Origin of the sequence: Cellulomonas dongxiuzhuiae, assembly GCF_018623035.1 — a bacterium.
In the GTDB taxonomy this organism is placed as follows: domain Bacteria; phylum Actinomycetota; class Actinomycetes; order Actinomycetales; family Cellulomonadaceae; genus Cellulomonas; species Cellulomonas dongxiuzhuiae.
In genome coordinates, this window is the sequence record NZ_CP076023.1 from 3,503,039 (window position 1) to 3,528,071 (window position 25,033).

General features: G+C 74.7%; 26 protein-coding genes and 1 tRNA gene. 9 read left to right on the forward strand and 18 right to left on the reverse strand.

All coding sequences use genetic code 11. The annotated features are described in order from the left end of the window. Window positions 1-186: 186 nt before the first annotated feature. The 3 genes from KKR89_RS15835 to KKR89_RS15845 all read left to right on the forward strand — a co-directional run bounded on the left by KKR89_RS15835 (window position 187) and on the right by KKR89_RS15845 (window position 1,646). Complete coding sequence (locus KKR89_RS15835) at window positions 187-390, forward strand: cold-shock protein (protein ID WP_208196288.1); 204 nt, start codon at window positions 187-189, stop codon at window positions 388-390. Window positions 391-528: 138 nt separating this feature from the next. After that, on the forward strand, window positions 529-921 hold the full coding sequence (locus tag KKR89_RS15840; protein ID WP_243882646.1) for a PadR family transcriptional regulator: 393 nt from the start codon (window positions 529-531) through the stop codon (window positions 919-921). After that, on the forward strand, window positions 918-1,646 hold the full coding sequence (locus tag KKR89_RS15845; protein ID WP_208196289.1) for a hypothetical protein: 729 nt from the start codon (window positions 918-920) through the stop codon (window positions 1,644-1,646). The genes KKR89_RS15840 and KKR89_RS15845 overlap by 4 nt, the downstream gene beginning before the upstream one ends. Before the next feature lie 115 nt (window positions 1,647-1,761). On the opposite strand, the gene KKR89_RS15850 is transcribed toward KKR89_RS15845, so the two are convergent. The 3 genes from KKR89_RS15850 to KKR89_RS15860 are packed head-to-tail and all read right to left on the reverse strand — an operon-like array spanning window position 1,762 to window position 4,615. Further along, the gene (locus tag KKR89_RS15850; RefSeq protein ID WP_251140922.1) at window positions 1,762-3,027 is read right to left on the reverse strand and encodes a lysophospholipid acyltransferase family protein; all 1,266 of its coding nucleotides are present in this window, start codon (window positions 3,025-3,027) and stop codon (window positions 1,762-1,764) included. After that, complete coding sequence (locus tag KKR89_RS15855) at window positions 3,024-3,959, reverse strand: phosphatidate cytidylyltransferase (RefSeq protein WP_208196290.1); 936 nt, start codon at window positions 3,957-3,959, stop codon at window positions 3,024-3,026. The genes KKR89_RS15850 and KKR89_RS15855 overlap by 4 nt, the downstream gene beginning before the upstream one ends. After that, window positions 3,956-4,615: a CDP-alcohol phosphatidyltransferase family protein gene (locus KKR89_RS15860; protein WP_208196291.1), complete on the reverse strand. Its 660-nt coding sequence runs from the start codon at window positions 4,613-4,615 to the stop codon at window positions 3,956-3,958. Before KKR89_RS15860 ends, KKR89_RS15855 begins: the two co-directional genes overlap by 4 nt. Window positions 4,616-4,692: 77 nt before the next feature. Here KKR89_RS15860 and KKR89_RS15865 point away from each other — a divergent pair, with 77 nt between their 5' ends. Continuing rightward, window positions 4,693-4,989 (forward strand): type II toxin-antitoxin system VapB family antitoxin, encoded by a 297-nt coding sequence (locus KKR89_RS15865; RefSeq protein WP_208196292.1) that lies wholly within the window; start codon window positions 4,693-4,695, stop codon window positions 4,987-4,989. 37 nt (window positions 4,990-5,026) lie between these two features. Next, window positions 5,027-5,677: a LytR C-terminal domain-containing protein gene (locus KKR89_RS15870; protein WP_208196293.1), complete on the forward strand. Its 651-nt coding sequence runs from the start codon at window positions 5,027-5,029 to the stop codon at window positions 5,675-5,677. A 13-nt stretch (window positions 5,678-5,690) separates the two neighbouring features. Here the strand turns inward: KKR89_RS15870 and KKR89_RS15875 are convergent, their stop codons facing one another. After that, window positions 5,691-7,028 carry a uracil-xanthine permease family protein gene (locus KKR89_RS15875; protein WP_208196294.1) on the reverse strand — a complete coding sequence of 446 codons (1,338 nt, stop codon included), beginning with the start codon at window positions 7,026-7,028 and terminating at the stop codon, window positions 5,691-5,693. Window positions 7,029-7,344: 316 nt separating this feature from the next. On the opposite strand from KKR89_RS15875, the gene KKR89_RS15880 reads away from it, so the two are divergent. Beyond that, complete coding sequence (locus KKR89_RS15880; protein ID WP_208196295.1) at window positions 7,345-8,697, forward strand: glycosyltransferase 87 family protein; 1,353 nt, start codon at window positions 7,345-7,347, stop codon at window positions 8,695-8,697. Here the strand turns inward: KKR89_RS15880 and KKR89_RS15885 are convergent. The 4 genes from KKR89_RS15885 to KKR89_RS15900 all read right to left on the reverse strand — a co-directional run bounded on the left by KKR89_RS15885 (window position 8,623) and on the right by KKR89_RS15900 (window position 14,691). After that, window positions 8,623-10,746 carry a glycosyl hydrolase gene (locus KKR89_RS15885; RefSeq protein WP_208196296.1) on the reverse strand — a complete coding sequence of 708 codons (2,124 nt, stop codon included), beginning with the start codon at window positions 10,744-10,746 and terminating at the stop codon, window positions 8,623-8,625. The genes KKR89_RS15880 and KKR89_RS15885 overlap by 75 nt on opposite strands. Next, the gene (locus KKR89_RS15890; protein ID WP_208196297.1) at window positions 10,743-11,474 is read right to left on the reverse strand and encodes an HlyD family efflux transporter periplasmic adaptor subunit; all 732 of its coding nucleotides are present in this window, start codon (window positions 11,472-11,474) and stop codon (window positions 10,743-10,745) included. Before KKR89_RS15890 ends, KKR89_RS15885 begins: the two co-directional genes overlap by 4 nt. A gap of 139 nt (window positions 11,475-11,613) precedes the next feature. Beyond that, on the reverse strand, window positions 11,614-13,368 hold the full coding sequence (locus tag KKR89_RS15895) for a glycosyltransferase family 2 protein (RefSeq protein ID WP_251140923.1): 1,755 nt from the start codon (window positions 13,366-13,368) through the stop codon (window positions 11,614-11,616). 372 nt (window positions 13,369-13,740) lie between these two features. Continuing rightward, window positions 13,741-14,691 (reverse strand): LLM class F420-dependent oxidoreductase, encoded by a 951-nt coding sequence (locus tag KKR89_RS15900; RefSeq protein WP_208196298.1) that lies wholly within the window; start codon window positions 14,689-14,691, stop codon window positions 13,741-13,743. A gap of 81 nt (window positions 14,692-14,772) precedes the next feature. On the opposite strand from KKR89_RS15900, the gene KKR89_RS15905 reads away from it, so the two are divergent. After that, window positions 14,773-14,982, forward strand: coding sequence for a hypothetical protein (locus tag KKR89_RS15905; protein ID WP_208196299.1), 210 nt, complete (start codon window positions 14,773-14,775; stop codon window positions 14,980-14,982). Between the two features lie 48 nt (window positions 14,983-15,030). Then, the gene (locus KKR89_RS15910; RefSeq protein WP_208196300.1) at window positions 15,031-15,663 is read left to right on the forward strand and encodes a DUF1684 domain-containing protein; all 633 of its coding nucleotides are present in this window, start codon (window positions 15,031-15,033) and stop codon (window positions 15,661-15,663) included. A 16-nt stretch (window positions 15,664-15,679) separates the two neighbouring features. Here the strand turns inward: KKR89_RS15910 and KKR89_RS15915 are convergent, their stop codons facing one another. Further along, entirely contained in the window at window positions 15,680-16,651 is a 972-nt protein-coding gene (locus tag KKR89_RS15915) for an Fpg/Nei family DNA glycosylase (RefSeq protein WP_208196301.1), read from the reverse strand. Window positions 16,652-16,736: 85 nt separating this feature from the next. Here KKR89_RS15915 and KKR89_RS15920 point away from each other — a divergent pair, with 85 nt between their 5' ends. Continuing rightward, entirely contained in the window at window positions 16,737-17,618 is an 882-nt protein-coding gene (locus KKR89_RS15920) for a tyrosine-protein phosphatase (RefSeq protein WP_251140924.1), read from the forward strand. Window positions 17,619-17,636: 18 nt separating this feature from the next. Here the strand turns inward: KKR89_RS15920 and KKR89_RS15925 are convergent, their stop codons facing one another. From KKR89_RS15925 to KKR89_RS15965, 9 genes are all read right to left on the reverse strand, one after another. Continuing rightward, entirely contained in the window at window positions 17,637-18,623 is a 987-nt protein-coding gene (locus KKR89_RS15925; RefSeq protein ID WP_208196303.1) for an alpha/beta fold hydrolase, read from the reverse strand. Continuing rightward, window positions 18,620-20,011 carry an MFS transporter gene (locus KKR89_RS15930; protein ID WP_208196304.1) on the reverse strand — a complete coding sequence of 464 codons (1,392 nt, stop codon included), beginning with the start codon at window positions 20,009-20,011 and terminating at the stop codon, window positions 18,620-18,622. The genes KKR89_RS15925 and KKR89_RS15930 overlap by 4 nt, the downstream gene beginning before the upstream one ends. Before the next feature lie 180 nt (window positions 20,012-20,191). After that, window positions 20,192-20,281 (reverse strand) — tRNA-Ser (locus tag KKR89_RS15935). A 97-nt stretch (window positions 20,282-20,378) separates the two neighbouring features. Further along, window positions 20,379-20,825: a hypothetical protein gene (locus KKR89_RS15940; RefSeq protein ID WP_208196305.1), complete on the reverse strand. Its 447-nt coding sequence runs from the start codon at window positions 20,823-20,825 to the stop codon at window positions 20,379-20,381. Between the two features lie 104 nt (window positions 20,826-20,929). Then, the gene (locus tag KKR89_RS15945) at window positions 20,930-22,201 is read right to left on the reverse strand and encodes a glycoside hydrolase family 32 protein (protein WP_208196306.1); all 1,272 of its coding nucleotides are present in this window, start codon (window positions 22,199-22,201) and stop codon (window positions 20,930-20,932) included. A 54-nt stretch (window positions 22,202-22,255) separates the two neighbouring features. Further along, on the reverse strand, window positions 22,256-23,413 hold the full coding sequence (locus KKR89_RS15950; protein ID WP_208196307.1) for a hypothetical protein: 1,158 nt from the start codon (window positions 23,411-23,413) through the stop codon (window positions 22,256-22,258). Between the two features lie 87 nt (window positions 23,414-23,500). Further along, a complete protein-coding gene (locus KKR89_RS15955) occupies window positions 23,501-23,965 on the reverse strand; it encodes a hypothetical protein (RefSeq protein ID WP_251140925.1) in 465 nt (154 codons plus the stop codon). A gap of 98 nt (window positions 23,966-24,063) precedes the next feature. Next, window positions 24,064-24,675: a GTP-binding protein gene (locus KKR89_RS15960; protein ID WP_208196308.1), complete on the reverse strand. Its 612-nt coding sequence runs from the start codon at window positions 24,673-24,675 to the stop codon at window positions 24,064-24,066. After that, window positions 24,656-25,033 (reverse strand): DUF742 domain-containing protein, encoded by a 378-nt coding sequence (locus tag KKR89_RS15965; RefSeq protein WP_208196309.1) that lies wholly within the window; start codon window positions 25,031-25,033, stop codon window positions 24,656-24,658. The genes KKR89_RS15960 and KKR89_RS15965 overlap by 20 nt, the downstream gene beginning before the upstream one ends.

Here is a 25,033-nt window from a genome sequence, read left to right on the forward strand (position 1 = left end):
GGTCACGGTCGGGGGAATCGTTCAGGTCCGTGCGGCTCAACCCCTCGCGCACGCCCGATACCTGCCGCTACGCTGTTGCACGTAGTCGCAGTGCTGTGTGTGTCCCGTTCTCCGGAGCGGACGACGGCCACCGTGATTCACCGGTCCCGGTCGTCGGGTCCGTAGTAACCGCATGAGGAGAATGACGTGCCCACTGGCATCGTGAAGTGGTTCAACGCTGAGAAGGGCTTCGGCTTCATCGCCCCCGAGGACGGCGGCCCGGACGTCTTCGTCCACTACTCGGCCATCCAGACGCAGGGCTACCGCTCGCTCGAGGAGAACCAGCGCGTGCAGTTCGACGTGCAGGCAGGCCCCAAGGGCCCGCAGGCCTCGAACGTCACCACCGCCTGAGCCTCACAGCTCACCGAGCCCACGGGCTCACCGAAGGGCGCCCCGACCACTGGTCGGGGCGCCCTTCGCCTTTCCCGTCCGGGCGCACCGCCCGGCAGGTGGGTTGCGCGCCTACCTAGTCAGCCTTACTGTCTAGCCATGGCACGACGCACCCCACCTCCGGCCCTCGGCCCCGGCGACGACGTCGCGACCGGCACCGACTGGCCCGGTGAGTGGCTGCGCGGCGTCCTGTCGCTGTGCGCCCTGCGCGTCCTGGTGGACGGGCCCACGTACGGCTACGACATCGCCCAGCGCCTCGCCGCCGCAGGGCTCGGCGAGATCAAGGGCGGCACGCTCTACCCGCTGCTCGGGCGGCTGCACGGCGCCGGGCTCCTCGACGAGGAGTGGCGCCCCGGCGACGGCGGGCCCGGCCGCAAGTACTACGCGCTGACGGCCGCCGGCCACGAGCACCTGCGCGACGAGAGCGCGCGCTGGTCCCGCTTCGCCCAGCTCACCCAGACGTTCGTCACGAGCCAGGAGGCCTCCCCATGAGCACGGACCCCACGGCGCTCGCCCCTCATGTCGAGGCACGTTGGCGCGACGCCTTCGTCAGCGAGCTGCGGCTGCGCGACGTCACCGGCGACGCGATCGGCGACGCGCTCGGCGAGGTCGACGCCCACTGCGCCGACGCCGGGCAGGACGCCGCGAGCGCGTTCGGCGACCCGGTGGGCTACGCCCGCACCCTGGCGCCCACGCTGCCGGTACGCCGACGCACTCCCCTGCGGGACGCCGCCGCGATCGTCACGCAGACGGCCGGCGTCATGGGCGTCGTCTGGTCGGTGCCGCCGTGGCTGCACGGCGAGGCCGTCGTCAGCTCGCGCGGCTGGGTCACCACCTCCGTCGTGGTGCTGCTCGTCGCCGTCGCCCTGTGCCTCGCGCCGACCGGGGTCCTGCGGTGGTTCCTGGCGCGCACGTGGTGGCAGGCCGCCCTCGTCGGCAGCGGGACCGCGGTCGCGCTCGCCGCGCTCGCCGCGCTCGTGCCGAACGCCCCGTTGACCGCGCCGTCGGGGCCGCTCGTCGCGGTGAGCGTCGCCCTGCTCGTCGCCGGTGCGCTCGCCCTGCACCTCGGCGGCGCGACGTCGGACGCGGTCAGGACGCCCGGCCAGGGCACCCACGCACCGACGCGCCGCGCGCGGCTCGCGTCGATCGGCCTGAGCGCGGCGCTCCCGTGCGTGGCCCTGGTGGTCGCCGGTGCGATGGCACTGCTCCCCCGATGAGCACCCGCGGCGCGACGCCCGCCATGCGGCGCTCCTCACGACGGCGCTCCAGGTCGGCGCCCTCGGCCCGGCGCTCGCGGGCGTCCTCCTCGTGACGCGCCTCTCGGCCTGAGGCTCAGCGGCTCCAGCGGCGCACGACGAGCCCCAGTCCCACCGCGAACGTCACCCCTGCGGCCGCGAGGTACGGGCCGTAGAAGCGCCGCAGCACCGGGGCCGCGGCACCCGCGGCCGCACCGACGACCGCACCGACCACGATCGACCGCGCACCGCGCGCACCGAGCGCGTGCACGGCCAGCGGCCCGGCCGGCACCCCGGCGGCACCCGCCTCGGCCGCGTAGACCTTGACCGGTACGCCGTTGAGCGCCTGCCGCCAGATGCCGCGGGCGCCGGCCGCGGCGAGGTCGGCCGCGGCCCGCGAGCGCATCGCCGGTGTGGTCAGCGGCGCGGGCGGCCGCTCGCCGCGGGCCGTCAGCGCGCGCGTGACCAGGATGCCAGCGACCGACCCGGCCGCCAGGAACCCGGCGGCCGGCAGGACACGGCGCGGGTGGGCGGCGGCGACCAGCACGAGGTACATCTCCGAGGTGACGGGCAGGCTCACGGCCTCGGCGAACCCCCAGCCGAACGCCCCCGCCATGCCGGCGGGCCCCGACATGTGGTTGCGCAGCACCCGCCAGGTGCGTGACCGCGACGGGACCGGCGGCCCGGCGGCCAGCATCCCCTCGATCTGCGCGACGAGCGGTGCCATGTCCGTCAGCTCGTGCGGGTTCACCGGGTGGCCCACCCGCACCTCGACCGGCCCCGGCGTCAGGCGGCCCTTCTTGGCGAGCAGCTCGCGCGTGCCGACGACGGCCACGGGGATGATCGGCACGTCGAACTCCTGCGCGATGCGCAGCGCCCCGCTGCGGAACCGGCCCAGCCGCCCGTCGGTGGAGCGCGTGCCCTCGGGGAAGACCAGCAGGCTCGACCCGCTGCCCAGCACCTCCGTGGCGCCCTCGATGAGCGACTCGTACCCGCCGCCGCCGTGGCGCCGCACGGGCACGGCGCCGATCGCGAGCTTGAGGAGACGTGCCTTCCAGGGGTCGTCGAACCAGTAGTCCCCCGCGGCGACCACCACCGGCTTGTACGGCGCGGGGAACGCCGCGATGAGCGCCGGGGTGTCGGCGTGCGACTGGTGGTTCGCGACGACGACCATCGCCTCGTAGGGCGCCGAGCCGACGACCCGGAACCCACCGACGAGGTGGAACACGTTGCGCCACACCGAGTGCCGCACGGCACCGCCCACGCTGAACCCCGGGGGCAGACCGACCCGACGTCGCAGCCGCCGGAACGTCTCGGCGGGCGTGTGGCCGTGCCCCTCGCGCGGGGCGTCGTCCGCGCTCACGCCAGCACCCAGGCGAGCGGCAGGACCAGCAGCAGGGAGTCGACGCGGTCGAGCAGCCCGCCGAAGCCGGGCAGCCACGTCCCCGCGTCCTTGACGCCCGCGCGCCGCTTCACCATCGACTCCACCAGGTCACCTCCCACGCCGCCGAGCACCACCGCCAGCACCAGACCGGCCGAGAACGCACCGAGGACCAGGAGCACGATCGTGCCACCCACGGCGGCGCCCACCAGACCGCCGACCGTCTTGTTCGGGCTCAGCGGCGACAGCGACCGGCGCGCCCACGCGAACCGCTTGAGCCCCTGACCGCCGCACCAGGCCGCGACGTCGGTCGCGGCGGCGGCGAAGCACAGCAGGAACGCGTCGGACCCGACCAGCACGAGGTGCGCGAGCGACCAGCACAGCCAGATCGACCCGAACGCGGCGCCCGTCGCGCGCTCCATGCCTCGCTCGAGGTCGCCCGACAGCACGGCGGGCACCGCGCACAGCAGGGCGACGAGCGGCACGAGCGCGAGCAGCCCGGGGTCGAGCCATGCCGCGAGTGGGTAAGCGACGGCCAGGACCAGCAGGATCGCGGTCTCGGGCCGGGGCAGCCGGGTCATCCGGGAGAACTCGCGGACCGCCTGCAGCGCGAGCAGCACCGCGAGCAGCGCGGTCGCGCCGGGGCCGAGCCACATCGGGATGCCGATGACGGGCAGGATCAGCGCCCACGTCGTCCACCGGCGCCGCAGCTCCGGCTTGCGCGACAGGAGCACGGGGACGGCCGCGACCGCGAGGATCCCCACGGTCAGCGCGAGCAGGAAGACCGCACGCCCGTCGAGGTCGAGGTGCCACCCGCCCAGGCGCAGGTCGAGGGCGTACGCCGTGCGGTCCAGACCGGTCCACGCCGCGAGGGGGTCGAGCACCCCGGGACGCTGCGACGGGTCGAGGCTCACGCTCCGGACCCGGCGAGGCCCGCAGCCGTGCCGTCGGGAGCCGCGGCGGCGACGGGCGAGGTGAGCACGCGGTGGGCGCGCCGGGCCCGGACCAGCGCGGTCAGCACGGACCCGACCACGACGACGACGGCCACCCCGGGCAGCAGCGTCGGGAGCGCGGTCGCGAGCACCGCGAACGCGCAGCGCTCGGTCTTGCCGAACGGGCCTCCGTTGAACCGCGGCGTCCCGGCCCCGGCACCGGCGAGCGACACGAACGTCGGCAGCGTCGCGGCGACGGCGGCGACCAGCACCCACGCCAGCGGCGTCAGCCCGGCGACGGTCTCACCGCCGGTCCGCACGGCCAGGACGGCCAGCCCCGCGAACATCAGCAGGTCGGACACGCGGTCGCCGAGCTCGTTGAGCACGAAGCCCCAGGGCCGTGCCACGCCGCGCGCCCGGGCGACCGCGCCGTCCAGGTTGGCACCCGCGAGGCGCACCGCGAGCAGCACGAGCGCCAGCGGCCACCAGCCCACCGCGATCGCGGCACCTGCGAGCGCCGCTCCGAGGACACCCACGAGGGTGAAGAGGTCGGGTGAGGTCCCGCGCGCCACAGCACCGGCGACGAACCGGTGCAGCCGTCGGGTGTACCAGGGCTTGAGCGCGTACAGCGACGGCATGGCGCGACTGTACAGACCTCCCGACGTGCGGCGGCGCGCGTCCGGGCCGCGCGCCGGGCACCCCCTAGACTCGGCCCGTGATCTTCAAGGCCGTCGGCGAGGGGCGCCCGTACCCGGACCACGGGCTCACGACGCCCGCACAGTGGTCGGACGTCCCTCCGCGCCAGGTCCGGCTCGACGAGCTCGTGACCACCAAGCGGACCCTCGACCTCGAGGCGCTGCTCGCGGACGACTCGACCTTCTACGGCGACCTGTTCGCCCACGTGGTCGAGTTCAAGGGGATCATGTACCTCGAGGACGGGCTGCACCGCGCCGTGCGGGCGGCACTGCACCAGCGGGCGATGCTGCACGCGCGCGTCCTGGTGCTGACGTGAGTGCGGTGCGCCGCAGGCCGGTGAAGGGCGGGACGTCGTGAGCGACCAGGACCGTGGACGCGCGCTGCGCCGCAGGCACATGCAGGAACGGCAGGCCGTCGTGTTCGGCGTGCTGCTCGCGTGCCTCGCGGTCGCCGGGCTCGGGTCCGCCGCCCTGTACACCGACAGCCTGTCGCTGCCGTTCCTCGAGCGCGGTTTCTCCGTGAAGCCCACGGTGGACACCGCGGCGATCGCCACCTACTGCCCGCCGGAGGGCGCGCTGCCCGTCCCGACGGGTCAGATCACGGTCGACGTGTACAACGGTGCCGGCATCGGCGGGCTCGCCGGGACGACCGCCACCCAGCTCGCGGACCGCGGCTTCGTCATCGGCGTGACCGAGAACGCGCCCTCGCCGGTCACCGGCACCGCGCGCATCATCTACGGCGCGTCGGGGAGCGCGGCCGCGTACACGCTGCAGGCCTTCGTCCCCGACGCGGTCCTGCAGAACGACGCCCGCGGCGACGCGCTGGTCGACCTCATCGTCGGCAAGGAGTTCACGGGTCTCCTCCCCCAGGAGCAGGTGGTCCTGGACCCGGCCGCGCCGCTCGTCGGCCCGGAGGGCTGCACCCCGTTCGCGGAGATGACGGCCCCCGCCGCGCCGCAGCCCACCGGCGAGCAGCCCGCGCAGGAGCAGCCCGCCGAAGGCTGACCGCCCTGCGACCTCAGCGCGGCAGCTCCTCGCCGCCGGGGACGGACGCCGGCGTCGCCGGCTCCTCGTGGGTGCCGCGCCACCGGGCGACGGCCCGCATGAGGTGGTAGAGCCCGATCGCGACGGCCGTGCCGATCGCGATGCCCTCGAACCGCAGCTCACCGGCCTGCCAGGTGAAGTTCGCGATGCCCACGATGAGGGCGACCGCGGCCGGCATGAGGTTCACCGGCGCCGAGAAGTCGACCTTGTTCTGCACCCAGATCCGCGCGCCGAGCAGGCCGATCATGCCGTAGAGGACGGCGGCGGCACCGCCGAGGACGCCTGCGGGGATGGTCGCGACGACGGCGCCGAACTTGGGCGAGAGCGCCAGCACGAGCGCCGTCGCGGCCGCCACCCAGTACGCCGCCGTGGAGTAGACCCGCGAGGCGGCCATGACGCCGATGTTCTCGGCGTACGTCGTGGTGCCCGACCCGCCGCCCGTGCCGGCGAGCGTGGTCGCCAGGCCGTCGGCCATGAGCGCGCGGCCCACGTACGGGTCGAGGTCGCGGTCGGTCATCGCGGCGACGGACTTCACGTGGCCCACGTTCTCCGCGACGAGCACGAGCACGACGGGCAGGAACAGCCCGAGGACGCTCAGGTCGAACGAGGGCGCGACGAACGGCGGCAGGCCCACCCAGGCGGCCTCACGGACGGCCGCCAGGTCGACCTCGCCGCGCAGCAGCGCGACGCCGTACCCGACGAGCACGCCGACGAGGATCGACAGGCGACCCAGGATCCCGCGGAACAGCACCGTGACCAGCACGATCGCGAGCAGCGTGACGGTCGCGGTCACGGGTGCGGCGCGGAATCCGGAGCACGTGCCGTCCGGCTCGCAGGACCCCCACGCGGCGGGCGCGAGGTTGAAGCCGATGAGCGCGACGATCGTGCCCGTCACGACCGGGGGCATGAGCGCGTCGATCCAGCCCGTGCCCGCCAGGTGCGCGACGACGCCCACGACGAACAGCGCGAGGCCCGTCACCAGGATGCCCCCGACCGCGACCGACTCCCCGCCGGTCGCGGTGGCCGCCGTGACGGGTGCGATGAACGCGAAGCTCGACCCCAGGTAGCTGGGCAGCCGGTTGCGCGTCACGAGCAGGAACAGCGCGGTGCCCAGGGCCGAGAAGAACAGGGTCGTCTGCGGGGAGAACCCCGTGAGGAGCGGGACGAGGAACGTCGCACCGAACATCGCCACGACGTGCTGCATGCCGATCCCGACGGTCCGCCCCCAGGCGAGCCGCTCGTCGGGGGCGACCACCTCACCGGGCGGCACCGTCCGCCCGTCGCCGTGCACGGTCCAGCCCCAGCCGCTCATGTCTGCTCCTCGTGTTGCGTGGTCCTCGCCCGCTCGCGAGGTTAGCGACCGCGGACCGGTGGCGTCAGGGACGGACGTCCGGTGCACGACGCCCGCGTCACGAACGACGCATTCCTCCCGTCGCCGCCCGTGGCTGACGCACGTGGCGGACGCCGCACCTCCGCCGAGCCCGAGGGTTCGCGGCATTCGTCCCGGACCGTCCCTCGCGCGGCCGTCGTCGCGTAACCTGGCGCGGCATCGTCACACCGAGGCAGGGGGACCCATGTCCGCACCGTCAGGGGCGTCACCTCGCACCGCGCCCGGACGGTTCGCCCGGGTGGTGCCGCCACAGGCGTGGCGCACCCCGCTCGTGTGGCTCGCGTTCCTCCTCGCCCACGCGTGGGTCGCCCGCGTCGGGCTCGTGGTGTGGGACTGGACGCTCGGCGACCTCGGGCTGTACCGCTGGTGGGCCTACATGGCGTTCGTCGACGGCAACTGGCCGGTGCTCGACTACGAGTGGGTCTACCCCGCGGGCGCGATCGTGCCCATGCTCGTCGCGGGGTTCGCCGGGCTGGCCGACGGCGGTCAGTACCCGCTCGCGTGGCTGGCGCTCGTCTCGGTCCTCAACGCCGTGGCGGTGGCGCTGCTGCTGCGCCGCCCCCACGGACGGGTCGCGGCGCTGTGGTTCGTCGCGTTCATCGCCCTGCTGGGCCCGGCGGGCCTGGGACGCCTCGACGGGTTCGTCGCGCCGCTGACCGTCGTCGCCCTGCTCGTGGCGCTCTCCCGCCCGCGGCTCTCCGCGGCGCTGCTCACCGCGAGCGCCTGGGTCAAGGTGGCACCCGGGGCCGCGGTGCTCCCCCTGGTGCTCGCGGCCCGCCGGCCGGTGCGCGATGTCGTCGTGCCCGCCCTCGCCGTGTGCGTGGTCGTCGTCGGGACGGTCGTCGCGCTCGGCGGCGGGGCGAACGTGCTGTCGTTCGTCACCGCGCAGGGCCAGCGCGACCTGCAGATCGAGTCGATCCTCGCGACGCCCTTCATGGTCGCGGGCCTCTGGTCCACCCAGGTGGTCCGGGGCTACGACGACAAGATCTTCACGTTCGAGATCACCGCGCCGGGCGCCCGGGCCGTCGCCGACGCGGCCACACCGGCGCTGCTCGTCGCGGTGCTCGCCGTCACCGTGCTGCTGTGGCGGTTGCGGCGCCGCGCGGGCGAGCAGCTCTGGACCGACACCGCGATGCGTGCCGACTTCGTCGTGCGCGGTGCGTTCGTCCTCACGCTCGTGCTGCTCGTGATGAACAAGGTCGGCAGCCCGCAGTTCGTCGCGTGGCTCGCCCCTGCGGTGGCCGTGGCCCTCGCGCTCGGCCTGCCCCGGTGGGGCGTGACGGCGTGGGGCGTGCTCGCGGTCGCCGGTGCGACGCAGCTCGCCTACCCGTGGATGTACGACAACATCGTCGACGGCGTGCCCGGGCCGACGTTCCTCCTCGCGGGACGCAACCTCGCCGTGGTCGCCCTGCTCGCCGTCGCCGTCCGGCAGCTCGTGCGGCTGCCGGCGCCCGAGGAGGACGCCGGGGCGGACGAGGGGGCGTCGGCGGCCGGTGAGGGACCGGCCGCCGACGGGTCAGGCGCCGTGCGCGGCGAGCCAGGCGAGCAGGTAGGCGCGCGAGCTGCCGTCGTCGACGGAGGTGTCGGATAGCCCGACCGCGTCGTCCCACGCGGCGGAGGCCTCCTCCGGGCCGGCCAGCGCCCGGTACATCAGCAGGTAGTCGCCGAACTTGACGTCCGGCCCGGCCGGGGTGGCCTCGTCGGCGGCCGCCAGGATCGTCGCCGGGTCCACGTCCACCGCGAGGTAGTCCGACACCGGGCCCATGGGGATGAGCAGGATGCCGAGCATCGCGCTGGGCTCGGGGCTGAACCACGTCGCGTAGTCGCGCTTGCCGCTCCAGTTGAGGGCGAAGACGCGGTGCTCGAACCCCTCGGTGACGGGGTCGTCGAGGTCGGGGTCCGTCCAGTAGTCCCGCGCCGACGCCGCCTCGGTCGACGCGAGCCAGGTGGCCTGCGTCAGCAGGTCGTCCTGCCCGGACGCGGCGGCCCACAGCCCCAGGCCGTTCCACGCGTTGACGGCCTCGGACGCGGACTCCTGGTTGTTGCCGTCGGCGAAGGGCGAGGTGCCCGACGCCCAGGCGTGGCCCGCGTACGGGTCGAAGGTGCGCAGCTGCGGCAGCTCCTGCGACGGCTCGGCCGCCGCGATGTCGGCGGCGAGCGCGTCCATGACCGGACGCAGGTCGTCGACGAGGTCGGGGTCGTCCGCACCGAGCAGGCCCGCTGCGGACAGCAGGTACCCGTAGTGGAAGTGGTGGTCGTTGAGCTCCTGGGACCCGAACGACCAGGTCCGTCCGATCACGGAGCGCGCGGCCTCGTCGTAGACGAAGCACCGCGCGTCGCGTGCGTCGCACCCGGTCGGCTCGGCCCACTCCCGCAGCGCGTCGGCCACGCGCGTGCGCAGCTCGGCGACCGTGTCCGGCGCACCGAGCGACTCGCCCAGCCGCACGAGCGTCGCCGCGCGGTACAGGTGCTTGCCGCCGTAGTACGTGTCGGAGGCGAAGGCCCCGGTCGCGGCGACGTCCAGCTCGAGCTGGGCGAGGACCGCGTCGCGGCGCTCGCCGTCGACGCCCTCGAGGTCGAGCTCACCGGTCGGGTGGAGCGTCGGCGCGAACGACGTGAGCGTCGACCCCGCGCACAGCTCGAGGGTCCCGTAGACGCTGCGGTAGGTGCCCAGGCCGCAGCCGTCCCGCTCGGGCTGGTCACCCGTGGTGTGGTGGCGCATCAGCACGTAGGCGCTCGGCGTCGCACCCGCCGTGCGGTAGGTGAGGGTCGTGCGTGCCACGTCGTCCCCGACGCCGTAGGTGACGTCGACGCCCACGACCGGGTCGACCGCGGCGGCCGCGAGGACCGCCGCCGCGTCGTCCGAGGGGTCGTCGGGCAGCGCGTACCACGCGGCCGTCGCACCCTGCGGCAGCGCGAGCGCGCCGTCGGTGAGGGTGCCGTCGGACACCGCGAGCGCCCAGGTCGTGCCCGCGACCTCCGCCTCGGCGACGCCGTCGGTGAGCGTGGTGAACCCCTCGCCCGCCACGACGTCGACGTCCGCCGCCGCCGTGAAGGAGACGAACGGCGACCCGGCCGCGACCGTGACGTCCCCGAGGGGCGCGCCGCCGGCGTCCAGCAGACGCGTCGTGACGGCCACGGGGTCGGCCGCGACGACCTGCGCGGACGCAGCCCCGACGTCGACCGTCACGGCCGGCACGTGCGGGCCGACCACGGCCTTGGCGCTGGTCACCGGGTCCGGCAGCCCGACCGTGAAACCGCTGGGCGTGAGCGCGAACGACAGCGGCAGCGGGAACACCGGCAGCAGCTCCTTGCCGAAGACGAGGCCCGAGTACCAGCGGTTGGAGGGCGGCGCGACGCCCTCGGCGAGGCGCACCGAGTCGATCTTCTTCGCGTCCGGTGCCTGCACGAGCGCGCTCGTGAGCGCGGCCGCGTCGACGTCCGGGGGCGTCGCGTCGTCGGGGCCGACGACCGGGGCCGCGGGAGCGCCCCCGCCGGAGCCGCCGGCGGCGGGCGCCACCGTGCCACCCCAGGGACGCAGCACGAGCAGCACGACGACCGCGGCCACGGCGAGGACGGCGAGCGCGACGACCCAGCGCGTGCGGCCGGAGCCCGGCAGGAACGTGGTTGCCCCGGTCATCCGAGCACCCCCTCGACGTAGGTGCGGATCTTGCCGGCGACCGTGGTCACGACGCCGTCGTTCATCAGGGCGATCTGCACGACGACCGGCGTGCCCGCCGAGACGAGCCCGTTGTCGGAGCCGTCGACGAGCTCGTCGCTGGTGACCCGCACGACGGCCTGCGCCTGGCCGTCGATGGTGGTCACCTCGACACGCTCGACCTTCCCGTCCAGGGTGGTCTCGTTGGGCAGCGTGATCGTCACGTCCGCGCCGTCGGGCAGGCGTGCGTACTCCTTGGCGGTCAGCGTGTACTCACCCTGCACGTACAGGGTGCCCGCGCGCTGCACGGTCGCGAGCGTCTGGGCCGAGGGCACGAAGGTCCCGCGCTTGGCCGCGAGCTGCGTGATGCGCCCGTCGCCGCTCGCGAGCAGGACGAGGCGCCGCTGGTCGTCGAGGCGCGTGAACTCGGGCGGCTCGACGACCAGGCCGTTCGCCAGGTCGTACGTGAGACCCGAGGAGTCGATGACGAACATCGGGTCGCCCTCCTTGACGACGTCGCCCACGTCGACGAGGTGGTCGGCGATGAGGCCGGCGTACGGGCTGCCGACGGCGTAGGTCTCGGAGAGGATCTGTGCGGAGTCGCTGGTGGCGCGACCCTTGGTCTCGTTGAGGTGGTAGGTCGCCAGGGCGGCGACGACGAGCACGAGGATCGTGCCCGCGAGCAGGCGGATGCGGCTGGCCCAGGTCATGGGGTCACCTCTCGGTCAGCGGGGTGTGTCAGGGCGCGCGGCGGCGTCGGCCGACGGCGTGGGTGCGTCCGGGACGGGTCGGTGGTGCGTCGGCGAGCGCCGACGGCGGGTGCGTCGGCGAGCGCCGACGGCGGGCGCGTCAGCGCGGTGCGGACGACGGGGTGCCCGTGCCCGCCTGCTCGAGCTCGAGCAGGGCGGCGTCGTCCGCGAGGTCGGCGGCTGCCTGGTCGTGCGTCGCGAGCGCACGCTCGCGGGCCCGCGCCTCGGCGCGTCCCCGGCGCCCCTCGCGCCACGCCGTGACGATGAAGCCGCCGAGGATGAGCGTGTTGGTCGCGTTCCACGCGAGTGCGAGGGTGAAGACGCCGGACGAGTACGTCTTCCAGGCCGCGACCGCGGTGGTGATGAGCAGGAACTGGAAGACCAGCACCTGCGGCTGCATGAAGGCGAAGGGTGAGCGGTAGGCGCCCTTGCGCCCGGTGACGTGCCACGCCTGCTCACGCCGCAGGACCGCGTTGACGAGGGCCCGGACGTAGATGGGGAACGACACCGACGCGAGCAGCAGCACCTCCCACCGGAACGAGCCGAGCGTGTAGAACGCGAGCAGGATCTGCATGACGTAGAAGCCCGCGTAGTACATCGCCCACGTCGCGGGCGTCATCGTCAGGTTCATCGGGGACAGGTCGAAGTAGATCTCCAGCGGCGGCACCAGCAGCAGGAGCAGCGGTGCGATGCCGGTGAGGTAGTGCGTCGCCGTCACGAAGTACTGGATGCGCTGGTCCATCGTGAGGTTGCGCTTCCGGGACAGCGGGTTGTGGGTGAGCATGATCTCGAAGCCGCCGGTCGCCCACCGCAGCTGCTGCTTGGTGTAGGCCTCGACGGTCTCGGGGGTGTCGCCCACGGCGAGGGTGGTCGGGATGTAGACGGTGCGCCAGCCGCGCTCGTGCAGCATGAGCGACGTCCAGACGTCCTCGGACTTCGAGTCCGTGTAGATGCCGCCGATCGCGTCGACCGCCGCACGCCGGTAGATGACGTTGGTGCCCACGCAGAACGCCGCGTTGAACCGGTTACGGCCCGGCTGCACGTAGCGGTAGAAGACCGCCTGCATGTACCCGGCGCCGCGGCTGATGACGTTGTCGTAGTTGCCGTACGTCTGCGGCGTCTGGACGAACGCGACGTCGGCCGTCGCGAAGAACGGCAGGGTCTCGTGCAGGAAGGCGGGCAGCGGGACGAAGTCCGCGTCGAACACGGCGAAGTACTCGCCCTTGGCGAGCGACATCGCGTGGTTGATGTTGCCGGCCTTGGCGCCGCCGCTCGACAGGCGGCGGACGTAGCGGGCGCCGAGCTCGGCGGCCAGGTCGCGGACGTCGTCCGAGCGGCCGTCGTCGAGCACCCAGGTGTTGTGCCGGCCCTGGATGTGCAGGGCGGCGCTCACGGTCCGGCGGATCGTCTCGAGGTCCTCGCCGTACGTCGTGATGAACACGTCGACCGTCACGGGACGGTCCTCGAGGTAGATCTGCCACCGCCAGGGCTCGTCCTCGGCGCCGTCGCGGATGATCTCCGCGAGGTCGTACAGGCGCTCCTGGGAGTGGTGGAAGGTGAAGCCGCGCGGGTTCCAGGCGGCGGACAGGACGGTCCACATCGCCAGGAGCGCGTGCGTGATGAGGATCGTCTCGGCGAGCATCACCAGCACGTACGGCAGGAAGTCGCCACGGTTGCCGGGGTTGAGCAGGAAGACCGCGTAGATCACGATGCCCGCGGCCGCCAGCAGCACCAGCAGCACGAGCGACGGGCTCTGCGTCGCCTCGTTCTCGGGCGAGCGCGTGCTCCGCGGCCGGTCACGCGTGTCGTCGGTCCGGCGTGGTTCGAGGATGAGTCGGTCGAAGGTGGTGGCCACGGGTCGCCCCCCAGAGGTGCGTCGGCGTTCGCTCGACGACCGTCCCCGGGTGGGGCCGGCGTCGCGTTCACGACGGCCTCGTTGGCGCCTGGTGCACGAGGGACCGACGGCCCGGGAGGTCCGGGACCTGCTGTGACGTGGTCCCTCGTGGATGTCACCGAAGGTAGGAGCACGCGGCGCGGGGTGTCATCCGGGACGGATGTCCGGTTCACCCGGTTGAGTCCCGGGCGCCACCCCGCGCCGCGTCGTGGAACCGTGTCCACCTGCACGGACGTCGAAAGATGACAACCGTGTGAACATTTCGAGCAGGACCGATACGTCCCACCATTCGGACATTCCGGGCCGCGCTGGGCCCGGCCGCGGGCTGCGTCGTCAGGCGCCCGGCAGGTGCGGCGCGACCTGCTCCGCGACGAGCTGCAGGTGCTCGAGGTCCGCGAGGTCCAGGACCTGCAGGTACACCCGCTCGACGCCCTGGGCGGCGAGCCAGGTCAGGCGCTCGACGGCCTCGTCGGGCGTGCCCGCGACGCCGTTGGCCCGCAGCTCGGGGACCTCGCGGCCGATCGCCGACGCACGTCGCGCCAGCTCGGCCTCGTCGCGGCCGACGCACAGCACGAGCGCGACCGACTGGACCAGCGTCTCCGGGTCGCGGCCGGCCTCGACGCACGCGGCCCGGACGTGCGCGATGCGCCCGGGCACGCTCGCGACCTCGGGGAACGCCTGGTTGTACTCGGCCGCGAACCGCGCCGCCAGTGCCGGCGTCCGCGTGGGACCGCCGCCGCCGACGATGACGGGGACGCCCGCGCGCGACGGGTCCAGCGGCGAACGCTGCTCCGGCTTGGGCAGCGCCGGGGAGTCGGTGAGCGTGTAGTGCTCCCCCGCGTGGTCGAACGTCTCGCCCACGGGGGTGCCCCACAGCCCGGTCACGATCTCGAGCTGCTCGGTGAGGATGCCGAAGCGCTTGGCCGGGAACGGGATGCCGTACGCGGCGTGCTCCGCCGCGAACCAGCCGGCCCCGAGCCCCAGCTCGACACGACCGCCCGACATCTGGTCGACCTGCGCGACCTGGATCGCCAGCACGCCCGGGTACCGGAACGTCGCCGACGACACCAGCGTGCCCAGCCGGATCCGGCTCGTCTCGCGGGCCAGCCCCGCGAGCGTCGTCCAGGCGTCGGTGGGCCCCGGGAGCCCGTCGCCGCCCATCGTCAGGTAGTGGTCGGAGCGGAAGAAGGCGTCGAAGCCGAGGTCCTCCGTCGCGCGCGCGACGGCGAGCACGTCGTCGTACGTGGCGCCCTGCTGGGGTTCGGTGAAGATGCGCAGATCCATGCCTGCCAGCCTCGCACGTGCCGCACGGCGACGCGGGTGCGGGGGGCGCGCACCGCGACGCCCGCCGGGTACGGTCACCCGGTGCGCTGGTGGGAACCCGGCCGGGGCCTGCGGGCGGTCCGGTGGACGTCGCTGCTCCTCGTCGTCGTGTGCGGGCTCATCGGGCTCGGGTGCGTCGTCGTCGCCCTGCGCGGCCGTCCGTCGGCGCTCGTGCCCGGGGCGGTCGTGGCCGCGCTCGCGCTGCGCGAGCTGCGACGTCTGCGGCGCGCACGCCCACGACCCGGTCCGTGACGCACGGCTCGACGTGCGCGACGGCGTCGCCCTTGGGACGGTGGTGCGATGCATGCCGCCACCCGCCTCGACGCAGCCCTCGAGCTCGCCGACTGGCGACGACGCACCGCCGCGACGTACGCGATGGTGCGGTCGCTCGCCGTCGACGACCCCCTCCAGGCGCACGCCGTCTGGGTCCAGGAGCGCGACGAGCTGTTCGCGTCGCACCCCGCGTCGCCGCTGACCGCCGACGCCCGCGCCGACTTCGCCGGGCTCGACGTCGCGCCCTACGACCCGGCGTACCGGTTCGAGGTCGAGGTCGAGCCCGCGGGTCAGCAGCGGCTCGACCTCACGACGGACACCGACGGCGTGGTGGGGTTCGACCGCGTCGGGACGGTCCGGCTCGGCCACCTGGGCGTGCTGACCCTGTGGTCGCTGCGCGGGTACGGCGGCGGGCTGTTCCTGCCCGTGCGCGACGCGCTCGCCGGACGCGGCACGTTCGGCGGCGGCCGGTACCTGCTCGACACCGTCAAGGGCGCCGACCTCGGGTGCGACCACGTGGGGCGGCTCGTCGTCGACCTCAACTTCGCCTACAACCCCTCGTGCGCGTACGACCCGACGTGGTCGTGCCCGCTGGCGACGCGCGCGAACACGCTCGCGGTCGAGGTGCCCGTCGGGGAGCGCCACCCGGCCCTGCCCTGACGCGCGGCGCCGGGGCTCACACCTGGCAGACGGGGCAGCGGAACAGGTTGCGCGTCGCCATCTCCTCGACGACCACGGGCGTGCCGCAGACGAGGCACGGCAGCCCCGCGCGGCCGTAGACCCAGTGGCGCAGCGTCGGGTCGACGCGGGCCGCCTCCCGGCCCGCGGCGTCGAGGTCCTCGCGCGTGAGGATGAAGCCGTCGCGGATGCCGTCGGCGAGGAGCCCGACCCAGTCCTGCCAGATCGCGCGCACCACGTCGGGCGGCACGCGGCGGCCCGGGGTCCACGGGTCGAGCCGCGCGCGGAACAGCAGCTCGGCGCGGTAGATGTTGCCGATCCCCGCGACCACCGACTGGTCCATGAGCAGCTGGCCGACCGCGACGTTGCGCCGCGTCACGCGGTCGACGACGACCTCACCCGCGGCGGTGGTGTCCTCGACGGTCTGCGGGTCCGGGCCGAGCCGGTCCCGCACGAGCGCCGCCTCGTCGGCCGTGAGCACCTCGCACGCCGTCGGACCGCGCAGGTCCGCGACGACCGAGCCCGAGTCCAGCCGCACGCGCACCTGACCCACCGGCGGCGGCGGCCACGTCGCGCCGCCCTCGACGAGCTGCTGCGACTCGCCCTCCCCCATCCGCAGCCGACGCGTCGACGGCGGCGGGTCCCCCGCGACGCCGGGGCGCCCGGCGCGCGCGGCCACGCGGGGAGCACCGAGGCTGCCGCGCGCCACGTCGCCCTCGCCCAGCGGGCTGACGTCGCCGTACAGGTCCCACGCGCCGTACAGGCCCAGGTGCACGCGCAGCACGTCGCCGCTGTCGAACGTGCAGAAGAGCTGCTTGCCGACGGCCGCCGCCCGCGTCATCCGCCGGCCGTCGAGCCGGGCCGCGCCGGCGGCGAACCGGCCCTGCGGGGAGCTCACGGCCAGGGTGGGGCCGACGAGGTCGAGCGTCATCTGCCGCGCGATCCGATGAACGGTATGACCCTCCGGCACGCGGACCACCCTAACGGCGCGGCGGCGCGCCCGGCCGCCCGGCCGGGGCCACGCGTGCCGCGCGACGGTGTGCGAGGGTCGCAGGGTGGACGACGACGTGACCCTGCCCCCGCACCCGCCGACGACACCGACGGGTGAGCCCGTGCCCGACGCGCGGAGCGCGGCCGCGGGCGCCACGACCGACCCGCACGTCGTCGCGACGACGTCGCTCGCGAACCTGCGGGACGTCGGCGGGCGGGTCACGACCGACGGCCGCACCGTGCGGCGCGGCGTCGCGTTCCGCTCGGCCGAGCTGCGGGCACCGTCGATCGCCGACGACCCCGCACTCGCCGCGCTCGGCATCCGCACGGTCGTCGACCTGCGGACCGACGTCGAGCGCACCGCCCTGCCCGACGTGCTGCCCGTCGGCGCGCGCGGCGTGCACGCCGACGTCCTGGCCCTGGACCCGCAGGCCCCCGCGTTCGACCCGGGCGAGCTGCTGCGACGCCCGCAGGAGGCGGGCGAGGTGCTGGCGGCGCTGGACCCCGCGGGCCGGATGCGGCAGACCTACGTCGACCTCGTCGTCGGCGACGCAGCCCGGACCGGCTACGCGACCCTGCTGCGCGAGCTGCTGGACCCCGCGGCCGCGCCCGTGCTGTACCACTGCACGGCCGGCAAGGACCGCACGGGCTGGGCGACGACGGTGCTGCTGCTCGCGGTGGGCGTCGACGAGGCGGGCGTGCGGGAGGAGTACCTGGCCGTGAACCCCACGGTGCGGGCCATGTACGCGCCGCTCCTGCAGCAGTTCGCCACCGTCGGCGGCGACCCGAGCCTCCTCGTCCCCCTGCTCGAGGTGCGCGAGGAGTACCTGGACGCGGCGCTCGGCGCGGTGCACGAGCACTTCGGGTCCGTCGACGGCTACCTGCGCGACGGGCTCGGGCTCGGCACCCCGGAGATCGGCGCGCTGCGCGCGGCGCTCGTCGCCTGACGGCGGCCGCCGCGGACGTCAGCGACGCACGGTGCCCAGGAAGTCGGTGACGGCCGTCAGGTACGCCGCGCGGGGCGCGTCGAGCGACAGCGCCAGGTCGTGGACGCCGCCCTCGACGACGACCTCGCGCACGTCCGCCCCGAGCCGCGGGGCCAACGCCGCGATGGTCGCGACGTCGAGGACCGTGTCGACGCCGTCCAGGTCGGTGCCGTCCGCCACGTCGGCGCCCGAGCGGGACGAGCGCGCGACCAGCACGGGGATGCCCAGAGCGAGCCCGCGCGCGACGCGCAGCTGCCCGGCGCGCACGGCGGCCAGCCAGCCCGCGCGCACGGGCACCCCGTCCGGGCGCTTGAGCGACGTGTCGAAGTCCCACCGCTCGGCGAGACGCGCGGCGTACCGCGACGGCGCCGACGCGACCACGGCCAGCGGCACCCGACGCGCGAGCGGCCGCAGCGCACCGTCCTGCAGCGGCCGCACCCACGACCGCTCGACGGACAGGAACGGGCTGTCCAGGACGACGGCGTCCGGGCGCCCGCGCCCGCGGTGCGCGTGCGCCCACAGCGCTGTCACGAGCCCGCCCGTCGAGTGCCCGTGCACCACGACCGGCAGCCCCGGCCACGTGCGCCGCGCCGCCGCGACGGCCCGCGTGAGGTCGGACGCCTGCTCGCGCAGGTCACCCTGGTAGTGGGGCACGTCGCCGGGACGCCACGACCGCCCCGCGCGACGCGCGTCGAGCGCGAGGAACGCCCATCCCGCGTCGCGGAAGGCGTCCGCCAGGTGCGGCGCGAAGAAGTAGTCGTTGTAGCCGTGCAGGTGCACGACGACCCCGCGCGGTGCGTCCGGCGCCTGCACCGGACGCACGAGCGTCAGCACGGGGTCCCGCCCGCCGGCCGCGACCGCGCGCGTGACCGTGGCCGGCGCCTGCGGGAGCCACCCGCGCAGCGTGCGGGCCTCGTACCCCGGCAGCAGCCGGTCCGGCTCCCACCCGTGGCGCGACGCCGTCACGCGGCGCCCGTCGTGACGTCCCGTCGTCCGTCGACGCCGAGCCCGCGCGGGAAGCGCACGGGCAGGAAGAGCACGAGCCCGACCGCCAGGACCGCGACGATGCCGAGCACACCCCAGTACTGCGCCCCCCCGATGCCGATCGCGAGCGAGAACGCCGCCGGCGCGAGGAACGTCGCGGCCCGTCCCGTCGTGGCGTACAGGCCGAACAGCTCGGTCTCGCGCCCCGGCTCGGCGAGCCGCGCGAGCAGCCCGCGCGACGCCGACTGCGCCGGCCCGACGCACGCCGACAGCACGAGCCCGCCGACCCAGAACGCCGACGTGCCCGCGTCGTGCAGCAGGAAGACCGCAGTCCCGGCGATGACGAGCACGACGAGCGACCAGGACACCAGGCGCCGCGGCCCGTACCGGTCGTCGAGCCAGCCGGCGCCGATGGTCGAGGCGCCCGCCACGACGTTGGCGGCGATCGCGAACACGATCACCTCGCTGCTGGTGAACCCGAAGGTGCCGGCCGCGAGCACGCCGCCGAACGTGAACACGCCCGTGAGCCCGTCCCGGAACACCGCGGACGCGATGAGGAACCGCAGGGTCGAGCGACGCTCGCGCCACAGCTCGGCGATGTGGCGCCCGACGGCGGCGTAGGCGCCGACGATGCCGACGCGCGCGGGCGGCGCGCCCGGACGGCGGTGGTCCGGCACCCCGACCAGCACGGGGACGGCGAAGACCAGGAACCAGACACCGGCGATGAGCATCGAGATGCGGACGTCGAGCCCGCCCTGCGACGTGACGCCGAACCAGCCGACGTCGGGCTGGATGAAGCCCACGTACAGGATGACGAGCAGCACGATCCCGCCGACGTACCCCGCGCCCCAGCCGATCCCGCTGATCCGCCCGATGGTCCGCGGCCCGCTGATCTGCAGCAGCAGCGCGTTGTAGGCGACCGAGCCGATCTCGAACGCGATGGTGCCGATCGCCAGCAGCGTCACGCCCAGGCGCACGGCGTCGGCCATGCCGCCCTCCACGGGCTGCACGAACCACAGGGCCAGCACCGACGCCCCCACGACGGCCGACGCGCCCGCGAGCAGGGGACGGCGCCGGCCACCCGCGTCCGCGAGCGTCCCCAGCGCGGGCGCGGTCAGCGCCACGAGCAGCCCCGCGGCCGCCAGGCCCCAACCGAGCCACTGGCTGTGCAGCGCCGTGACGGCCTCGACGTCGCTGCCCGGCTCCGCGAACGAGGACCCGGTGAGCCAGACCGTGAACACGAAGGTCGTGACGACGGCGTTGAACGCGGCCGACCCCCAGTCCCACGAGGCCCAGGCGGCGATCTGACGGGTGGCGGGAGGGGGCTCGACGACGTCGTCGGGTGGAGCCTCGGCAGCGGGGTGACCCATGCGCGCAGCGTACGGCTCGGGTGTGGCGCCCCGGTGGACCCCGGACGGGTGAGACGTGGACGGTTGCAGGGGCGACGCGACGTAGAGACCGGACACCGCGGCCACCGCGGGCGCGTACCAGGCGGGCGCCGCCCCAGGACGACCGTGCGCCGAGAACCGACCAGAGGCCTGCTCCATCTGCGGAGGGCAAGGGATTCGAACCCTTGAGCACGGGGTCACCGCACCAACGGTTTTCAAGACCGTCGCTTTCGGCCGCTCAGCCAGCCCTCCCGTGCTGCCGGACGAGCCGGCAGCGGCGACGAGTCTCCCACACGGCGGGCCCGGGACGGCGACGGGCGGGCGCCGGTCCGACGCCCGCCCGCCGGTCTCACGGGCAGCTGCTCAGGCTCTGGTCCTGCACGATCGCCCGGCTGCCGTTCTCCACCTTGACGTAGGTGTTGCCCAGACCGCGGCGGTCGTACCGCACCGTCCAGTCCTTGCCGTACCAGTTGATGAACCGGATCTTGTAGCACCAGCCACCGTCGACCTGCACGACGTCCCAGTCCTCGTTGCTCGGCGTCTTGCCGTTCTGGTAGATCGTGAGCGTGCCGCCGCTCACGCACGACGTGCTCGCGGTGCCGGTGGACCCGCTGCTGCAGGTCCAGTTGCGCCGCGCCGTGATCGGCAGGTTGTCGACGTTCTCCACGCGCGAGCACCCGCTCAGCGAGCTGCACGAGCCGCCGGCCTGTGCCGCCCCCGCGGGCACCACCACCGCGACCGCGGACACGAGCGCGACGGCCGCCGCGACGGCCAACCTCTGCTTCCCGATCTTCATGTCGTCCCCCTGCGTCGTCATCGACGTGCGCCCCGACCCGGTGTCGGGGCGTGCCGCCACCGTAGCGACGGGGTACGACACCACCGGCCGCGTCGCGGCCGCCCTCAGGCGGAGGGCACCCGCAGCACGTGCGCCTGCGCGTCGCCCGCCACCCGCACCCGCCACCGCTGCCCCGCGTCGCGGTAGACGCGTCGCGTGGTGCTCCCCCGGGACGGCTCGAACGCCTCCACCAGCGAGCCGTCGACCAGGACCTCCGCCGGTCCGTCCGTCGCCCACACGGTCACGACGTCGTCACCGTCCACGAGCGCCAGCTCCACACCGAGCGACGCCTCGACGCGCCACGCGGGCTCGTCGGTGACGAGGTCGCCGCCCGCGAGGTCCAACGGCTCGCCGCGCAGGCCGGCGAGTTCCGTGGCCGGACGCGTGACGACACGCCCGTCCCGGGTGACGGCGAGTTCCCGCGGGCACGAGAGCAGGCCCGCCCACCCGGCGGCCGCGACCTCCTCGGCCGTCCGGCTGCCGTCGCGCGACTCCCAGGACCACCCCCACACCAGGACGCGCCCGTCGTCGGTGACGAGCGCCTGGGGCGCGTAGAGGTCCGGCCCGTGGTCGAGCGGCGTCGAGGCGTCGACGACGAACCGCGGCGCGTCGCCGTCCAGGTCGAGACGTCCCGTGTACGCCGTGACGCCCAGCCGCTCGGGCTCGACCGTGCGGTCGAACCACGACACGAGCAGCACCCACCGGCGGTCGACGTGGACCAGCTGCGGGCACTCCCACACTCGCCCGGGTGCGTCGACGCCCGCCGGGACGTCGTCGGCCACGACCAGCGTGCCGAGCAGCCGCCAGTCGTCGAGGTCCGTGGCGTCGTACACGAGCACGGCCCCACCGAACGGCGTGCCCGCGCCCTGGATGCCCAGGCGCCGCCCCTCGACCGTCACCAGGAACGGGTCCCGCACGTCGACCACGCCGGGGACGTCCGGGTGCGGCGCGGCCCACCGCTCGGGCTGCACCCAGCGACCGTCCGGCCCGCGGCGCGCGACGGCCACGCCCGCGGTCCCCGTGTCGCCGGCCGTGGCCACCGCGCTGTAGACCAGCGCCACGTCGCCCCCGTCGTGGACCGCGACGCCGCTCCACGCGCCCCCCGCGTCGAGCGTCCCCGGCCGCGGCGTCAGCGCCGTCGCTTGGTGCTCCCAGCGCAGCAGGTCGGGCGAGCTGGCGTGACCCCAGTGGATGTCACCCCAGACGGGCGCGTGCGGGTTCCACTGGTACATGACGTGCCAGCGGCCGTCCCACCACCCGATCCCGTTGGGGTCGTTCAGCCAGCCGCGGGGTGCGCGGACGTGCCACCGGGGGGCGTGCGGGTCGGGGGTGGTCATGGCCCCAGTGTCGCCGGGCGGATGCGGGACGCGGCGAACGACGCGTCCCGCATGTCACGACGCGGGGTCCCCCTGCTCGGCCTCGTCGCGCTCGCCCTCGTCACCCTCGTCCTCGTCACCCCAGGGGGCGCGGAGAGGCTCGTCCGGCAGGCGTGTCCGACCATCGTCGAGCACGACCCAGCTCCCGTCCCGCGGCTCGCCCATCAGCACGACGTGCTCCCCCGCGGGCGCCTGCCCGCTGAAGACCCAGCGCTCGCCGCCGACGTCGAGAGTCGCCCACCGGGTACCGACGACGAGGACGCGCGCCGGGTGCGTCAGGCTCGCGGTCCTCGCCGCTCGGACCGCGGCGCGCTGCGGCATCCGCCATCGGGCGAGCACGACGCAGACGGGCGTGAGCATCACCCACAGCAGGACCTCGGCCCACCACGCGTAGGCCCAGTCGTCGTGGCTGGTCGTCGCGAGCACGTGCGCGGGATCCTCCGGGTCGACGACCACCGCCACCGTCGCGCCCGGTGCGGCGTCGTCGATCTCGGGGTACGACAGGGCGAGCCGTGCACGACGCCCGTCGACCTCGACCACGACGTCTGCCTCACCCCTGGCCGTCAGCGGCGGCCGGACCTCCACGACCGTGGCGGTGAGGACCGGTTGCGTCCGCAGCAGCCACGCGTCGTGCTCGGACGCCCGGTGCCCGGCGACCGCGGCAGCGGCCAGCAGCAGCACGACGAGCCAGGGGAACGTCCGACGCAGCGCGCCGCGACGTCCCCGGCGGCGGGCGCGCCGCAGCGCGTCGGCCGGCCAGGTCGGGACGGGCCGCGTCCCGCGAGCCGGCGGAGGCACCCGCACGACCCCGGCGCGGTGCCACGTCCACGTCTCCCGGAGCAGCGCACCTAGTCCGCCCGTGAGCAACGTGAGCACCGCCACGTCCGCGAGCTCCTCGAACCAGGCCGCGTCCGTCCACAGCCGCACCAGCGTCACGACGAGGGCGCCCAGGCCGAGCAGCCCGAGTCCGCCGACCCACAGCGGGACCAGCTCGCGCCATCCCGCGTCCGGCGTCGGCGGGCCGGCCCCGAGGTCTCGCGTCGCCTCGTCACCCCGGTCGAGCCGCGGGTGCCGGACGTCGTCGAGGGGCCGCTGCACAGGGCCGTCCGGGTCGACCTCGGGCCCGTCAGGAGCTGGCTCGAGGCTCTCACCAGGAGGCGGGTCGGCACGCACGGGCACATCGTGCAGCACGGGCAGGCAACCCGGCACCACGTCGTCAGGACCGACGTCGACGTCACCCGTCCGGGTGCGCCGTCGCTGTCAGCGCCACCATCGCGCGGGGCGCCCGGGGCTGACGACGTCGAGCCCCGCGGCCACCGCCGTGCGCGCCGTCGCCGCGTCGTACGTCGCGATCTCCCGCACGTCGCGGTGGGCGAGCGCCGCGCCGACGTGCAGCGCCGCGAACGCCCCCAGCCCGGGCGGCAGCAGGACCGCCCGCCGCAGCACCTGGTCGGACAGCCGCATCTGCGGCACCCGGGTCAGCGCGTCGAGCAGGGCGAGGGTCGCGTCGCTGCCGAGCAGCCCGGCGGTGACCCGCGCCTCGAGCACCGAGACCCGCGAGACCACGACGGCCGGCTCGTGCTCGGCGGCCCACGTGGCCCACGCGCGCGCCTCCGGGGCCGGGGGCAGGTAGCGGCTCAGGGCCGAGCCGTCGACGTACACGCTCGCCACCGGGTCGCTCGCCAGCAGGACCGCCGCGTCGAGGACCGTGCGTGGTACGGGCACGACGGCGTCCTTACTCGCGACGGTCCCCGGCACCCCGCCGGGGAGACGCGAACGGCCGGGCCCCGAGGGGTCCGGCCGGTCGCAGGTGGTGCGGTGGCTCACCGCTGGCGCAGACGCTCCATGGCGAGCTGCACGAGCGCGATGAGCGCCTGCTTGGTCGCCGCCCGGGACCGCGCGTCGGTGTAGAGCACCGGCACGTGGGCGGGGATGGCGAGCGCCTCGCGGACGTCGTCGAGCTGGTGCTTGGCGATCCCGTCGAAGCAGTTGACGCCGACGACGAACGGGATGCCGCGCGACTCGAAGTAGTCCACGGCGGGGAAGCACTGGTCCAGGCGGTCGGTGTCGACGAGCACGACGGCACCGATGGCCCCGCGGACGAGGTCGTCCCACATGAAGAGGAAGCGGTCCTGGCCCGGGGTCCCGAACAGGTACAGCCACAGCGAGCCCGGCAGCGCGATGCGACCGAAGTCCATCGCGACCGTCGTGGTCGTCTTGCGGTCGGACACGCCGCCGGCGTCGTCGACGCCCACGGAGTGCTCGGTCATGGCTGCTTCGGTGTTGAGCGGCTCGATGTCGGAGATCGAGCCGATGAAGGTCGTCTTGCCGACGGCGAAGCCGCCTGCGACGACGATCTTGACGACGGTGGGTGCGACTGCGCCCGCGGTACCCGACGGAGCGGCGACGGCGGCGTCAGAGGGCGGAAATGCCATTGAGAACACTCTCCAGCACGCTCAGGGACAGGGCGGGGGACTCACCGGTGTTGACCTCGACCGGCTGTGAGGTGTGCACGCGCACAGAGTTCGCGTCGGTGAGGTCGGACACGAGGATCCGAATCACACCGAGCGGAAGATGGAGGAGCGCCGACAGCTCGGCGACCGAGATGTACCCGGCCGACGCGTGCTGGATGATCGCGCGCTTCTCAGGCGTCAGACCCGTGCTCGCCACGGCGCCCGGCATCACCTCGACCAGAGCCTCGAGAGGCAGGTCGGAGCGTGACGAGCGCACGCGGCCGCCGGTCACGGCATAGGGCCGGACCGTTCGGGCCTCGTACTCGACGTGTTCGCTCAT